The organism is Amycolatopsis rifamycinica, assembly GCF_000695625.1.
Taxonomy (GTDB): domain Bacteria; phylum Actinomycetota; class Actinomycetes; order Mycobacteriales; family Pseudonocardiaceae; genus Amycolatopsis; species Amycolatopsis rifamycinica.
On record NZ_JMQI01000009.1, the window covers coordinates 45973 to 60076 of the forward strand.

Annotated in this window: 12 protein-coding genes and 2 tRNA genes; 3 read left to right on the plus strand and 11 right to left on the minus strand. The window is 68.8% G+C overall.

Annotated features, from left to right (window positions below):
- Positions 1 to 83 precede the first annotated feature (83 nt).
- Positions 84 to 1385, plus strand: a complete 1302-nt coding sequence (locus DV20_RS04410; protein WP_043776588.1) for an acyltransferase family protein — start codon at positions 84 to 86, stop codon at positions 1383 to 1385.
- A 42-nt stretch (positions 1386 to 1427) separates the two neighbouring features.
- Here DV20_RS04410 and DV20_RS04415 read toward each other — a convergent pair whose 3' ends face one another.
- The 8 genes from DV20_RS04415 to DV20_RS04450 form a co-directional block, all read right to left on the minus strand.
- On the minus strand, positions 1428 to 2327 hold the full coding sequence (locus DV20_RS04415; protein ID WP_043776589.1) for an amidohydrolase family protein: 900 nt from the start codon (positions 2325 to 2327) through the stop codon (positions 1428 to 1430).
- Positions 2324 to 2806: an SsrA-binding protein SmpB gene (gene smpB, locus DV20_RS04420; RefSeq protein WP_043776590.1), complete on the minus strand. Its 483-nt coding sequence runs from the start codon at positions 2804 to 2806 to the stop codon at positions 2324 to 2326. Before smpB ends, DV20_RS04415 begins: the two co-directional genes overlap by 4 nt.
- A 45-nt stretch (positions 2807 to 2851) precedes the next feature.
- Positions 2852 to 3745 carry a permease-like cell division protein FtsX gene (gene ftsX / locus DV20_RS04425; protein WP_043776591.1) on the minus strand — a complete coding sequence of 298 codons (894 nt, stop codon included), beginning with the start codon at positions 3743 to 3745 and terminating at the stop codon, positions 2852 to 2854.
- A 75-nt stretch (positions 3746 to 3820) separates the two neighbouring features.
- Positions 3821 to 4510, minus strand: a complete 690-nt coding sequence (gene ftsE / locus DV20_RS04430; RefSeq protein ID WP_043776592.1) for a cell division ATP-binding protein FtsE — start codon at positions 4508 to 4510, stop codon at positions 3821 to 3823.
- A gap of 112 nt (positions 4511 to 4622) precedes the next feature.
- The gene (prfB, locus tag DV20_RS04435) at positions 4623 to 5720 is read right to left on the minus strand and encodes a peptide chain release factor 2 (protein WP_084093316.1); all 1098 of its coding nucleotides are present in this window, start codon (positions 5718 to 5720) and stop codon (positions 4623 to 4625) included.
- A gap of 63 nt (positions 5721 to 5783) precedes the next feature.
- Positions 5784 to 6284 carry a PadR family transcriptional regulator gene (locus tag DV20_RS04440; RefSeq protein ID WP_043776593.1) on the minus strand — a complete coding sequence of 167 codons (501 nt, stop codon included), beginning with the start codon at positions 6282 to 6284 and terminating at the stop codon, positions 5784 to 5786.
- Positions 6285 to 6664: 380 nt separating this feature from the next.
- Positions 6665 to 6741, minus strand: a tRNA-Met gene (locus DV20_RS04445).
- 77 nt (positions 6742 to 6818) lie between these two features.
- Positions 6819 to 7403 carry a TetR/AcrR family transcriptional regulator C-terminal domain-containing protein gene (locus tag DV20_RS04450; RefSeq protein ID WP_043776594.1) on the minus strand — a complete coding sequence of 195 codons (585 nt, stop codon included), beginning with the start codon at positions 7401 to 7403 and terminating at the stop codon, positions 6819 to 6821.
- Between the two features lie 94 nt (positions 7404 to 7497).
- On the opposite strand from DV20_RS04450, the gene DV20_RS04455 reads away from it, so the two are divergent.
- Complete coding sequence (locus DV20_RS04455) at positions 7498 to 8919, plus strand: FAD-dependent monooxygenase (RefSeq protein WP_043776595.1); 1422 nt, start codon at positions 7498 to 7500, stop codon at positions 8917 to 8919.
- Positions 8920 to 9092: 173 nt separating this feature from the next.
- On the opposite strand, the gene DV20_RS04460 is transcribed toward DV20_RS04455, so the two are convergent.
- Together DV20_RS04460 and DV20_RS04465 are read right to left on the minus strand one after the other, a co-directional pair.
- A tRNA-Met gene (locus DV20_RS04460) sits at positions 9093 to 9166 on the minus strand.
- A gap of 67 nt (positions 9167 to 9233) precedes the next feature.
- Complete coding sequence (locus DV20_RS04465) at positions 9234 to 12236, minus strand: UPF0182 family protein (RefSeq protein ID WP_043776596.1); 3003 nt, start codon at positions 12234 to 12236, stop codon at positions 9234 to 9236.
- Between the two features lie 149 nt (positions 12237 to 12385).
- Between DV20_RS04465 and DV20_RS04470 the strand changes: the two genes are divergently transcribed.
- Positions 12386 to 12937 carry a PPA1309 family protein gene (locus DV20_RS04470; RefSeq protein WP_043776597.1) on the plus strand — a complete coding sequence of 184 codons (552 nt, stop codon included), beginning with the start codon at positions 12386 to 12388 and terminating at the stop codon, positions 12935 to 12937.
- Here the strand turns inward: DV20_RS04470 and DV20_RS04475 are convergent.
- Positions 12934 to 14040, minus strand: coding sequence for a YlbL family protein (locus DV20_RS04475; RefSeq protein ID WP_043776598.1), 1107 nt, complete (start codon positions 14038 to 14040; stop codon positions 12934 to 12936). The genes DV20_RS04470 and DV20_RS04475 overlap by 4 nt on opposite strands.
- Between the last annotated feature and the right edge of the window lie 64 nt (positions 14041 to 14104).

Here is a 14104-nt window from a genome sequence, read left to right on the forward strand (position 1 = left end):
GTATCCACCGGGGGTGGACCGGACCCCCAAGAGGCCGGGCAGCACCGCTGTTTTCCCAGGTCGAAGCGACCAGGCTGAGCAGCATGCACACGAGCCGGGACAGGTTCCTCGACGTCGTCCGTGCGGGGGCCATCCTCGCCGTCATCGCCCAGCACTGGATCATGCCGGTGCTCTCCTACTCCGACGGGCACCTCGCCACCGGCAACGCGCTGGCGACGCCGGGCTGGTGGGTCGTCACCTGGCTGAGCCAGGTCATGCCTCTGGTCTTCTTCGCCGGCGGCGCGGCGAACCTGATCTCCTTCCGCCGCGCCGCCTCTACGCGGCAGTGGCTCGCCGGGCGCATCAAACGCCTGATGGTGCCGGTGCTGCCGCTGATGGCCGTCTGGCTGATCGTGCCGGACTTCCTGCGCGGCCTGGGCGTGCCGCCGCAGCCGCTGCAGGTCGGCAGCGCGATCGCCGCGCAGCTGCTGTGGTTCCTCGCGGTGTACGTGCTCGTCGTGCTGCTCACGCCGCTGATGGTCGCCGCGCACCGGCGCTGGGGCCTGAAGGTGCCGCTCGTCATGGGTGCGGCGGGCCTGCTCGTCGACGTCGCCCGCTTCAACGACTTCGGCTACATCGGGTACGCCAACGCGATCTTCGTCTGGGTCGCCGTGCACCAGCTCGGATTCCACTACGTCGAGGGCCGCCTCGGCGAGCTGACCCGCCGCGGCGCGCTGACGCTGTCGGCGGCCGGCTTCGGCGTCACCGCGCTGCTGGTCGCGTTCGGGCCGTACCCGGCCAGCATGATCGGCATGCCGGGCGCGCCGGTGTCGAACATGAGCCCGCCGACCGTGCTGCTCGCCTTCCTCGCCGTCGGCCAGATCGGCCTCCTGCTCGCCTTCCGCCCGCAGCTCAACGCGCTCGCGGCGCGCCCCGGCCTCGGCAACGCCCTCGGCTGGCTCGGCGCGCGGTTCATGAGCGTCTACCTCTGGCACATGCCGGCCCTGATCGTGGTGGCGGGGGTGACGGTGTACGGCCTCGGTTACGAGACGCCGGCGCCGGGCACGTTGTTCTGGCTGGTCATGGCGCCGGCGTGGTTCGCGGCGTGCGGGATGGTGCTGCTCGGCCTGCTGCGGCTGTTCGCGCACTTCGAGACACAGCGCGACACCGGCGAACTCACCGCCCGGACGCCGCAGCTCGTCGTGGCCGGCCTGATGGTCTCCGGCGGCCTGCTCGGCCTGGCGGCGCACGGGTTCGCCCCGCTCTCGGACGGCATCGCGCACGGCCCGGTGCCGTGGGTGGTCCTCGCCACGGCCGGATTCCTCCTCGCGGGCAGGCAGATCCCGGTGGTGGACCTGCTCGGCCGCGCGGTCACCGTGACCGAACGAGCCGCCCTCAAGCGCTGACCCGTCGTGAGTGGTGAGGCCGGTCAGCACCCGCCTTGCCACTCACGAGGCGGTGAGCAGCCGGAGCGGGGTGTCGTGCAGGACCGCCCGCAGGAACGGCTCGCCCAGGCGATCGTCGGCCGCCCAGCCGGCGATCGCCCGCAGCTGCGTCGCGTAGGAGTACGGGATGTTCGGGAAGTCCGTGCCGAGCACCACGCGGTCGGCGAAGTCCGCCAGCCGCGCCGTCCAGTCCGGCGGCAGCGGCGACATCGCCTCGGCGAACGGCACGCCCACCATCGTCGTGTCCAGGTGCACCCGCGGGTACTTCGCCATCAGGTCGAACGCCGCCCCGAACTCCGGCATCGCCGCGTGCGCGAGCACCGCCGTCAGCCGCGGGTGCCGCGCCAGGACCTCGCCGAAGACCGCCAACCCGGTGAAGTCGCCCCGCAACGGTCCGTGTCCACAGTGGACGACGACCGGGACGCCCGCGTCGGCCAGCGCACCCCACACCGGCTTCAGCAGGTCGTCACGCGGGTCGTACGCCCCCACCTGCACGTGCGCCTTGAACACCCGGGCGCCGGCGCGCAGCGCACCGTCCACAGCGGAGCCGGCACCGGGCTCGGGGTAGAACGTCCCGGTCGGCACCGCGGCCGGGACCCGCGCGGCGAACTCGAGCGCCCAGTCCGTCAGCCACTCCGCCATGCCGGGCTTGTGCGGGTAGACCAGCGGCGCGAAGCGCGTCACGCCCAGCAAACGCAGCGTGGCCAGCCTGTCCTCTTCGGATGTCCGGTAGTGCACCGGCCACTCGGTGCCGTAGTGCGTCGAGGCCCGGTCGAAGTACGCCCAGACCTTGTCCATCACCGGCTTCGGCAGGAAGTGGACGTGCAGGTCGACCAGGCCCGGCAAGCCGAGCGAGGCCGTCCAGCGGGCGACGTCGGCGTCGGAGGCCGGGCCGGGCGTCACTCCGTGAACCGGCCCTTCAGCGCACGGCCCATGGCCTTCCTGATGTCGCGCTCCGCGTCGCGCTTGGCGAGCGTCTGCCGCTTGTCGTAGGCCTTCTTGCCCTGGGCCAGCGCGATTTCGACCTTGACCTTGCCGTCCTTGAAGTACATCGACAGGGGGACCAAGGAGAGCCCGCTCTCCTTGGTCTTGCCGATCAGCTTCTCGATCTCCCGCCGGTGCAGCAGCAGCTTCCGGGTGCGCCGCGGCATGTGATTGGTCCACGTGCCCTGCGTGTACTCCGGGATGTGCACGTTGCGCAGCCACACTTCGCCGTCGTCGACCGTCGCGAACGCGTCCGCCAGCGACGCCTTGCCCTCGCGCAGGCTCTTGACCTCGGTGCCGACGAGCACGAGACCGCACTCGTAGGTGTCGAGGATGGAGTAGTCGTGCCGAGCCTTGCGGTTCGACACGATCACCTTCTGGCCACGTTCCTTGGGCATACGACCACTCTACGTGATTCCGGTGGTGACGAGCAGCTGGTTAACCTAGTGCCGGACGTACAGCCGCAGCGTGACGTAGCCGGTGATGGCGGAGATCACCACGGACACCGCGAGCAGGATCGGCGCGACCGGGAACAGCAGTTCCAGCGTGGTGATCTTCGGGAAGACGTCGCCGGTGAACAGCGAGTCGAGGAAGGTCACCTTCGTCAGCACCAGCAGGACGATCCCGAGGACCGCACCGACCGCGCCGGCGACCACCGCCTCCAGCAGGAACGGCAGCTGCGTGTACCACCGCGTCGCGCCGACCAGCCGCATGATGCCGACCTCGGTGCGGCGGGTGAACGCGGACACCTGGATCGTGTTGGCGATCAGCAGCAGCGCGGCGACGGCCATGATGAGCGCGGCGCCGAAGGCCAGGTTGCGGCCGCCGTTGATGGCGTCGAAGAAGCGGTCGAGGAACTTCTTCTGGTCGTCGACCTTCCGCACGCCCGGCTTGTTCGCGTACTCCTGCACGATCGCGTCGCTGCGGTCCGGGTCCTTGAGCTTCACGTGCAGCGACGCGGGCAACGACTCCGGACCGGTGAGCGCGATCAGCTCCGGCTGGCTTTCGAAGATCTTCTTGAACCGGTCGAAGGCCTGGTCGCGGTTCTCGAACACGACCGACTCGACACCGTTGTTGCTCTGCAGCGAAGTCCGCAGCGTCTGGCACAGCGACTGGGTGCAGTTCCGGTCGCTCGCGCTGATGTCGTCGGTGAGGTAGACCGAAACCTCGACGTCGGCGAGGAAGTTGGACTTCATCTTGTCGATCGTCCGCACGGCGAGGAGGCCGCCGCCGAGCATGGCGAGCGACACGGCGGTGGTCAGCATCATCGCGATGGTCATCGTGACGTTCCGGCGCAGGCCGGTGACTACCTCACTGAAGACGAAACTGGCGCGCATGGCGGGTGCAGGTCCTTGGGGTCGGGGTCGTTGAAGGGCTGCGTCGTTGAGGGAACAGTCGTTACGGGAGCGCCGTCAGCGACCGATGCCGTAGACGCCGCGGGCGTCGTCACGGATCACCCGGCCGAGCTGCAGCTCGACGACGCGGCGCCGCATGGAGTCCACGATGGAGTGATCGTGGGTGGCCATCAGGACCGTCGTGCCGGTGCGGTTGATCCGCTCCAGCAGCAGCATGATGTCCTGGCTGGTGTCGGGGTCCAGGTTCCCCGTCGGTTCGTCGGCGAGCAGCACCAGCGGGCGGTTCACGAACGCGCGCGCGATCGCGACGCGCTGCTGCTCACCACCGGAGAGCTCGTTGGGGAGCCGGTCGGCCTTGCCGTCGAGGCCGACGAGCTCCAGCACCTCGGGGACGACCTTCTTGATGGTCGGGCCCGGCTTGCCGATGACCTCGAGGGCGAACGCGACGTTCTCGGCGACGGTCTTGTTCGCCAGCAGGCGGAAGTCCTGGAAGACGCAGCCGATGGTCTGCCGCAGGCGGGGGACCCGGCGGCGGGCCAGCTTGGCGACGTCGAAGTTGGACACCATCACGCGGCCCTTGGTCGGCGTCTCTTCGCGCAGCAGGAGCCGGAGGAAGGTCGACTTCCCCGATCCCGAGGGACCGATGAGGAAGACGAACTCACCCTTTTCGATGTCGACGGACACCCGCTCGAGCGCGGGCCGCGTCGAGGTCTTGTAGACCTTGGAAACCTCTTCGAGCCGGATCACGATTCGGCATACTACCCACCGGTCTCGTGAAGCCCCGGTTGCCCGGTCCACCCGGGTGGAGCAGCGGGTGTTTGCGTACGGTGAGCGGTCGCGCGGACACCCGCCGCGCCGATCAGGCGGTCTGCATCCGCCAGCGGATGCCGGCGTCGAGGAAGCCGTCGATGTCGCCGTCGAGCACCGCGGACGGGTTGCCGACCTCGAACTCGGTCCGCAGGTCCTTCACCATCTGGTACGGGTGCAGCACGTAGGAGCGCATCTGGTTGCCCCAGCTGGAGCCGCTGTCCTTGAGCGCGTCCATCTCCTTGCGCTCTTCTTCCTTCTTGCGCTGCAGGAGCCGGGACTGGAGGACCTTCATCGCGGCCGCCTTGTTCTGCAGCTGCGACTTCTCGTTCTGGCAGGAGACGACGATGTTCGTCGGGATGTGCGTGATGCGGACCGCGGAGTCGGTCGTGTTCACGCTCTGCCCACCGGGGCCCGACGAACGGTAGACGTCGACCCGGATGTCCTTCTCCGGGATGTCCACGTGGTCGACCTCTTCGACCTCGGGCAGCACCTCGACGTGCGCGAACGACGTCTGGCGGCGGCTCTGGTTGTCGAACGGCGAGATCCGGACGAGCCGGTGGGTGCCCTGCTCGACGGAGAGGGTGCCGTAGACGTAGGGGGCGCTGACCTTGAACGTCGCCGACTTGATGCCCGCCTCTTCGGCGTAGGAGATGTCGTAGACGTCGGTCGGGTAGCCGTGGCGCTCCGCCCAGCGCAGGTACATGCGCAGCAGCATCTCGGCGAAGTCGGCCGCGTCGACGCCACCGGCCTCGGAGCGGATGGTGACGACGGCGTTGCGGTCGTCGTACTCGCCCGAGAGCAGGGTGCGGACCTCGAGGCCGTCGATGGCCTTGCCGAGGTCGGCGAGCTCGGTCTCGGCCTCGCCCATGCTGCCGGAGTCGCCCTCGGCCTCGGCGAGCTCGTACAGCACGCCCAGGTCGTCGAGCCGCTGGCGCAGGTCGGAGACCCGGCGCAGCTCGCCCTGCCGGTGGGACAGCTGGCTGGTGACCTTCTGCGCCGCCTCCGGGTCGTCCCAGAGGTTCGGGCTCGAGGCCTGCTTCTCCAGGTCGGCCACCTGGGCGCGCAGCGAATCGAGGTCCATCACCGACTCGATCTGCGTCAGCTTGCCGGTCAGGTCCCTCAGTGCCGCGTCGAACTCATCACTCACGTTTGTCAAGGTTACGGCAAAACCCACGACCGGTTGCGAGGACCGGTCGTGGGCGCGCGAACCTCAGGCCGCGGGGATGGCGTCGAGCAGCTTGAGCGCGGCCTTGGCCTGGGCCTGGGCGAACTCGGCGACGGCCTTCTCGTACGGCCCCTCGGCCGCCTTGGTGGCCGCCTTGGCGTCGTCGAGCTGCTGGCTGTAGCTCGCCCGGGCCGAGTCGAGCAGCGACTGGCGCTGCTTCGCCGTCAGCGACCCCGCGTGCACGAGCCGCAGGATGAGCGGGCTACGCAGGTGGTCGGGGCCGGCTTCGGACGTCAGCCAGGCCTTGAAGGCCTTCTTGCCGGCGGCGGTGATCAGGTACTGCTGGCTGGAGCGCGGGCCCTGCTTGCCGAGCCGGACGAGACCTTCCTTGGACAGCGCCGGGAGCTCCCGGTACACCTGGCTGCGGGTGACGCTGAAGAAGGCACCGAAACGCTCACCCGCTCCCGCGACGAGCTGCCCGCCGGTGGCGGGACCGTCGTGGAGCAGACCGAGCAGGGCGGCGGCTGTTGCATTCAATTCGGACACGCCCCCTAGATTCCCACTTATCGGCCGCTGTGTCCACAGTGGTCAGGGTATCTGTCCATTGTGGCTAGTGAGATCCCCTCGTTCGGCCCAATGCGAGCCGGTCCACTGTGGACCCGAACACGCTCTGCAACCGCTCCCAGGAAAATTTGGGCCAACCAGACGCACACGGGCCCCCTCGACGCCGCCAGGCAGGTGAGCCCGACGGGCGGCACTCCCCGGCATGGCGCACTCGCGGACACGGACCGCAACCACCCGGGCCAGGCGTCCACATCGTGAGATCCGCAGCTTTTCGCGCGTCGGACGAACAAGTCGGCAGCGAAAGCCGTTCCGGCATGACAAAAGAGGCACGTTCCCGGATTTCCCGGAAACGTGCCTCCTGGTGGTAGCGGGGACAGGATTTGAACCTGCGACCTCTGGGTTATGAGCCCAGCGAGCTACCGAGCTGCTCCACCCCGCGCCGTTTTGGTACTTCAATAGATTACACGGGGTCGCGAAGGGCTTTACACCGGGGTCCCGAAACGCCCTGACCTGGCCTTACGCGCTCTCAAGCCACTGACGGGCTCCACTGAGGACCATGGCGAGCCCGTCCTCGAACCGGGCGTCGGCGTCGCCCAGCACCGCCCGCCCCGCCGACTCGCGATAGCGCTCGTCGAACTCGCCCGGCATGGGCCGCACGGCCTGCTCCTCGATCACGTAACCGATCACGAAGCAGTAGACGGTGAAGGTCGCCCGGTCGGCCAGCCGCTCGTCGAGGCCGGCCTCGATGCTCCGCCGCAGCGGGTGCGGGCCGACAAGACTCGTGTCACCGAGGTAAGTACCAGCGAAAACCTTCCCGCCGTCGCGGTAGGCGAGCATCATCCGCCGCAGGGCCCGGGCCCCGTGCGCCACGCTTTCCCACTCCCCCGCCGACGTCGGCGGCCGGCGGTCTTCGGCGAAGTCGCGGTACATCTGCGTCGCCATCTCGTCGAGCAGCTCCTGCTTGTTCTTCATGTGCCAGTACAGCGCGGGTGCTTTGACGCCGAGATCGCCGGCGATCAGCCGCAGCGTGAGCCCGTTGAGCCCGACCTCGTTGAGCAGCTTCAGCCCGGATCTCGCGATGTCCTGCCTGGTCAAGGCCATGTTCTGCCGTCTCCTCGCACTTCGGGCTTGACACTTTAACGATGTTAAGGGCATCCTCGGACCCGGTCAATTTAACGTTGTTAAGGAGCTGGGGATGCGGGAGCTGACCGCGGAGGTGGTCGTCGCCGGAGCGGGGCCGACGGGCTTGATGCTGGCGAACGAGCTGGCACTGGCCGGAGTGGACGTTCAGGTGCTCGAGCGGATGCACGAGCGAACGGGGTTGTCGAAGGCGCTGAACCTGCAGCCGCGCACGGCGGAAGTCCTGGATCTGCGGGGCTTGCTGGGCCGCGCGGAGGACCGCTCGTTCGCGACTGTCGCGGACGGACACTTCGCGGTGATCCCGGTGAGCTACGCGGGCTGGGACACCCGGCACCCGTACCAGCTGGGCATCCCGCAGGCGGAGGTCGAGGCCGCCTTGGAGGAGCGCCTGAACGAACAGGGCGTGCGGGTGAGGAGAGGCCACGAGCTGACAACCTTCACCCAGGACGCCGACGGCGTCACGGTCACGGCAGGCGACCTGCGCATAAGAGCGAAGTACCTGGTGGGCTGCGACGGCGGCCGCAGCACGGTCCGCAAGGCACTGAACATGCGGTTCGAAGGCATCGAGGGTCAGGGTCACGGCGTATCGGCGGACGTCCTGTTCAAGAGGACCCCACCGGGAGCCCCCACCCAGTGGCGCTCGATGGCCAACATGGTGACGTCCGAGAGCCCGGGCAAGTTCATCGGCGTAATCCCCCTGCCGGAGCAGAACCTCTACCGAATCACCTTCGGAGACCGCCTGAACCGCCCCGCAAACCTCCGCGTCAAGGTGACCGGCGAAGAGGTCCGCGCGGCGGTCACCGACCGCTTCGGCCCCGAAGCGGAAATCTCCGAAATCCGCTGGGCATCCCGCTTCTCGGACGACAGCCGCCTGGCCGCAAGCTACCGGGTGGACCGGGTCCTCCTGGCCGGCGACGCGGCCCACATCCACTTCCCGGCCGGAGGCCAGGGCCTCAACCTGGGCATCCAGGACGCGATGAACCTGGGCTGGAAACTGGCGGCCGAGCTACGCAACAGAGCCCCGGCAACGCTCCTGAACACGTACGAAGCAGAGCGCCGCCCAGTGGCACAGAGGGTGCTGGACAACATAGCGGCCCAAAACGCCCTGATACCCCTAACCCCGAACCAACTGGCCCTACGCGCACTGTTCAGAGACCTGACAGCCCTCCCCGAAGTCCAGCACTACCTGTCAGGCCTGGTCTCGGGCTTGGACATCACCTACGGAACCAAGAAAGCGCATCCAGCCGACGGAACCCGCCTCCCGGACTTCCCCGTAGGCAAGGCCTACGCAAGCACCCTGTTCCACAAAGGAAAGTTCGTCCTACTGACAAAATCCCCCACCCCCATCCCCCACCCAGAGGTACAAGTAGCAGAAGTCCCCAACCTCCCCCACCCAAAAACAGAGAAGATGCTGGTCCGCCCAGACGGCTACATAGCCAACACAACAGGCGAAACAGAAGGCTGGCTAACCCCCTGACCCAGCCGGCTCACCCCCAACCCAGCCGGCTCACCCCCCAACCCAGCCCACCGCAGGGGGGTCCAGGGGCGGCGAAGCCCCCCTGGCGGGGGTTTGGGGGTTCGACCCCCAAAGACAATGCGAAGGAGGGATGCGCTCGCCGATTCTGGCGAGCACACCCCTCCCAACCTCTGTAGCGGGGACAGGATTTGAACCTGCGACCTCTGGGTTATGAGCCCAGCGAGCTACCGAGCTGCTCCACCCCGCGTCGTGGCACCTACCTTACGCCTGCCTTTCGGGCGGGTGCAAAGCAGGTGCCGTTCGCGTTACCGACGTCACCCTCCCGGCTGGGTGCTGGGCGGGGGTGTGCTGGTTCCGGGTGCCGCGGTTTTGGCTGCTTCGTAGGCGCGGGCTGCTGCGTCGAGGGCGGCGAGCGCGGCGCCTTGGTCGGTGAAGTTGCCGGATTGCTGGGCGGCTTTGAGCTTGGCGAGCGCTGATTGGATGTCGGCGACGGCTCGGTCGAGGGCCGCGTTGCCGCCGCCGCTGCTGGCCGGCGGGGTGGTGGTCGGGTTGGTGGAGCTCGGCGGGGTGGTCGTCGGCTGGCCGGCCTTGGGTGGCGTGGTGGTGGCTTCGCCGGTGCCGGCGCCGAAGACCTGGTCGAGGGCTTCCTGGAGGGTGGCGCCGTAGCCGACCTTGGGTCCGTAGGAGACGAGGACGCGGGCCAGCTGTGGGTAGCTGTTCTGGTTGCGCTGCCGGATGTAGACGGGTTCGACGTAGAGGAAGCCGTCGGCGACCGGGAGCGTGATCAGGTTGCCGTAGATGGGGGTGACGTTGGGGTTGTTGAAGAGGGTGCGGTCCTGGGCGACGCGGGAGTCGCTCTGGAACCGGTTCTGGACTTGGACCGGGCCGTCGACCTGGGTGGCTCCGGTGGCCGCGCTGGGTAGCTGGAGGACGCGGATCTTGCCGTAGTCGGCGGGGTCGGAGGAGACCGACATCCAGGACGCGAGGTATTGGCGCTGGAGGCCGGTCAGGGAGCTGGTGAGCTGGAACGTCGGCTTGGTCTGTCCCGGCGTGTCGGCGAGGACGTAGTAGCCGGGCTGGTTGGCCGCGCCGGCCGCCGCCGGGTTCGAGCCGCCTTCGGCGGTCGGGTCCTGGGGGACGCTCCAGAAGGCCTGCTGGGAGTAGAACTCCTGCGGGTTGCTGACGTGGTAGCGCGACAGCAGTTCACGCTGGATCTTGAAGAGGTCCTCGGGGTAGCGGAAGTGGGCCCGCAGGTCCGGGGAGATCTCGGAGCTCGGCTTCACGAGCCCGGGGAAGACATTCTCCCAGGCGTTGAGGACCGGTTCCTTGTCGTCGATCGAGTACAGCGTGACGGTGCCGTTGAAGGCGTCGACGGTGGCCTTGACCGAGTTGCGGATGTAGTTGATGGAGCTGTTGGCCTGGCGGGCGACGCCGTTGAGGGAGTCGTTCGTGGCCGCGCCGAGCTGGGTCTGCTGGGCGTACGGGAAGTTGTTGAGCGTGGTGTAGCCGTCGATGATCCACTGGATCTTGCCGTCGACGACCGCCGGGTACGGGTCGCCGTCGAGGGTCAGCCACGGCGCGATCTTGCTGACGCGGTCGCGCGGGTCGCGGTTGTACATGATCTTGGAGTTGTCGCCGATGGCGTCGGAGAACAGGATGTTGCGTTCGCCGTACTCGGCCGCGAAGGCGAGGCGGTTGAACCAGTTGTCGATCGAGACGCCGCCCTCGCCCTTGTAGGTGTAGCGGTCGGTCGCGGTGTCGTACTCGCCGGGCGCGTTGCCGGAGGTGCCGCCGACGATGGCGTAGTCGGACTCCGCGGCGGACAGCTCGCCGTAGTAGATGCGGGGTTCCTTGACCTCGATGCCGGACTGGCCGGTGACGGGCGCGCCGGCGCCGGCCGGGTTCTGCGTGTCGCTGGTGGTGGCGATCGGGTAGCCGCCGTCGGAGTTGGCGTCCTTGACGGCGCGGTCGATCGTGTTGGCCGGCGCGACGACGAAGCCGTTGCCGTGGGTGTAGACGAGGTGCTTGTTGATCCAGCTGGTCTGGTTGCCGGTCAGGCCCTCGGTCTTGATCTCCTTGGCGGCGACGATGTAGTCCTGCGTCACGCCGCCGACGGTGTAGCGGTCGATGTCCAGCTTGGCCGGGAAGCCGTAGAAGTTCTCGCGGCCGACGCGCTGGGTGAAGGTGTCGGAGAGGATGTTCGGGTCGAGCAGCCGGATGTTCGACATCGTCCCGGTGTCGCTCTTGATCTGGTCCGGGGTGGCGTCCGACTTGCCGGTGTAGGGCTGGTACTGGACGTCGGTGAGGCCGTAGGCGCGGCGGGTGGCGTCCATGTTGCGCTGGATGGACGTCGCTTCCTTCTCGTTCGCGTTCGGCTTCACCGAGAACTGGTCGAGGATGGCGGGCCAGGCGACGCCGACGAGGATGCCGGACAGGATCAGCAGCACGAGCGAGATGGCCGGGAGCTGCAGGTTGCGCAGGAAGGCGCCGGCGAAGAAGGCGACCGCGCAGATCACCGAGATGCACAGCAGGATCAGCTTGGCCGGCAGCACCGCGTTGAGGTCGGTGTAGGTGGCGCCGACGAACAGCGGCATGCCGCGGTCGGACAGCAGCAGGTTGTACCGGTCGAAGAAGTACTCGACCGCCTTCAGCAGCACGAAGAGCCCGACGGTGATGGCGAGCTGCGCGCGGGTCGGGCCGGCGAGCTGGCCGCCCTTGCCGGCCAGCCGGATGCCGCCGAAGACGTAGTGCGAGATCAGGGCGCCGAAGAAGGAGATGACGACGATGATGAACAGCCAGCCGAGGAGCCAGTTGTAGAACGGCAGGTCGAAGGCGTAGAAGCCGACGTCGTTGCCGAACTCGGGGTCGGTCTGGCCGAACGAGGTGCCGTTGAGGAACAGCTGCACGACCTGCCAGTCGCTCTGGGCGGACAGGCCGGCGATGAGGCCGGTGAGTACCGGGATGCCGACGCCGAAGAGGCGGATGCGGGCGACGATCGCGGAGCGGTAGCGCGCCAGCGGGTCGTCGGCGCCGGAGATCGGCACGAACACCGGGCGGGTCCGGTAGGCGATCATCAGGCTGATCGCCAGCGCGCCGCCGACGAGCAGCCCGACGGCGAAGAACAGCACGACGCGAGTGATCAGCTGGGTGGTGAACACCGGCCGCGCGCCGACTTCGCCGAACCACAGCCAGTCGACGTACGTGTCGAGGAGACGGGCCCCGAGCAACAGCGCCAGCACGACGATCGCGGCGATGATGAGGAGGATCCGGCTCCGCCGGGACAGCTTCGGCAGGCTCACCGGGGGCCGAGTCGCCACGGCACACGCTCCTGTCTTCGTCAATACCTGAGCAGGGGCGCGTGCGCCCCCTGATTCCCTAACTCTACGGATGCCCGGTGAAGTTCCCGGGACCCGCCCAAACCGGACTCGCGGCGTCGCCGCGACGGCCGACCTGACACGATGTGCGCATGGCAGCGAACGAAGCGCGACAGGCCGGCGTGGCCGCGCTCGCCCGTGAGATCGAGGAGTTCATGGCCGCGGGTGGCTGGGACCAGCCGCCGCAGCTGTTCGCGCTGGTGCCGACGGCGGCGCTGCTGGACGAGCAGCCGGAGCTGGCCGGGCAGCTCGACCGGGCGAACCCGCTGACGCCGGTGGCCCAGGAGGCGCTGCCCGATGGCGACCTGGCCGAGGCGCTGGGCCGGATCGCGTGGCCGGATCTGGTCACCGGGTGCGCGCTGGCCCAGGAGATCATCGTGCTGCCGCCGGGCTCGGAGTCGGAACTGCCCGACATCGCCGAAGCGGACGCCGACAGCCTCCGCCGCGCGGCCGCCAACCACCCGCAGCGCACGGAGGCCCGCCTGGTCGCGGCCGTCCTGCGTGACGGGGAGGGCGCCTGTGTGATGCGGCTGCGCGGGATCGGCACGGCCGAGGGCACGGACGAGACGATGGACGAGATCGTGGAAAGCCCCGACCTCGCCCCGAACCTGGTCGAAGCGCTGAAGGCCACGCTGCTGCCCTAGCAGGCGGCCGTCGGGCGTCCCGCCTTCAAGTTGGCCAGCTGGGCGAGCGCGTCGTCCAGTGTGGACACCTTGATGAGGTTGAGGCCGGCGGGCGCGGTGGTCTTGGCCTCGGCGCAGTTGTGCTCGGGCACCAGGAAGTCGGTGGCGCCGGCTTCGCGGGCGCCGACGACCTTGAACGAGATCCCCCCGATCGGGTCGACCTCGCCGGTCTCGGTGATCTCGCCGGTGCCGGCGATGTGCCTGCCGCCCGCGAGGTCGCCGGACTGCAGCCGGTCGATGATGGCGAGGGTGAACATCAGGCCGGCCGACGGGCCGCCGACGTCCTGCAGCGAGATGTTGACGGTGAAGGGCGCGTCGGCGCGGTCGACCGCGGTGAGGCCGATGAAGCCCTCCTTGCGGTCGGGGCGCGCGGCGAGGGTGAGCGGCACGGTCCGCTCGGGCTGGCCGTCGGACTGGAAGGTGATCTGCACGGTCTGGCCGGGCAGGGTGCCGGCGAGCGCGGCCCGCACGTCGGCGGCCTCGACGATCTTCTTGCCGTTGACGGTGATCAGCTTGTCGCCGGGCGAGAGCACGTGGTCGGCCGGGCTGCCGGAGACGATCTGCTTCGCCAGCACCTTGATCGGGTAGCCCAGCTTGCGCAGGGCGGCGACCTGGGCGTTCGTCTGCGAGTCCTGCAGCTGCTGGATGTTCTCCTGCTTGACCTGCTCGTTCGTCTCGCCGGGCTTGAAGTACTCCTCGCGCGGCGCGAGCGCGTAGCGGCCGCTGGCCCAGAAGCCGAGGCCCTGGAAGAGGGTGACGCCGTCGTGCAGGGAGACGGTCGTCATCCGCAGCTCGCCGGTGGTCGGGTGGGTCTCGTGCCCGGTCACCTGGATGACCGGGTTGCCCGCCGCGTCGCGACCCAGCGTGTCGTAGGTCGGGCCGGGGCTGATCGCCACGAACGGCACCGGCACGACCGAGCCGAGCACCACGAAGATCAGGAACAGCGAGCCGCTGACCACGAGCGTCCAGCCGCGGCGGGTCATCCGGCGGGCCTCGCCGGCCGGCTCCGGCGCGGGGTCCGGGGCGCTCTTCGCGGGGGCGGTCTCCTCGGAGGACTTGGTCACGCCCGACAGCGTACGGTGACCGCGTTCGCTTCCCGGTGAAGGCCACGGTTGACGCGCTCGACGG

Coding starts and splice junctions, on each gene's coding strand:
- DV20_RS04470 (WP_043776597.1), top strand. CDS start 12,386: ATGGCAGCGAACGAAGCGCGACAGGCCGGCGTGGCCGCGCTCGCCCGT.
- DV20_RS04455 (WP_043776595.1), top strand. CDS start 7,498: ATGCGGGAGCTGACCGCGGAGGTGGTCGTCGCCGGAGCGGGGCCGACG.
- DV20_RS04410 (WP_043776588.1), top strand. CDS start 84: ATGCACACGAGCCGGGACAGGTTCCTCGACGTCGTCCGTGCGGGGGCC.
- DV20_RS04450 (WP_043776594.1), bottom strand. CDS start 7,403: ATGGCCTTGACCAGGCAGGACATCGCGAGATCCGGGCTGAAGCTGCTC.
- ftsX (WP_043776591.1), bottom strand. CDS start 3,745: ATGCGCGCCAGTTTCGTCTTCAGTGAGGTAGTCACCGGCCTGCGCCGG.
- smpB (WP_043776590.1), bottom strand. CDS start 2,806: ATGCCCAAGGAACGTGGCCAGAAGGTGATCGTGTCGAACCGCAAGGCT.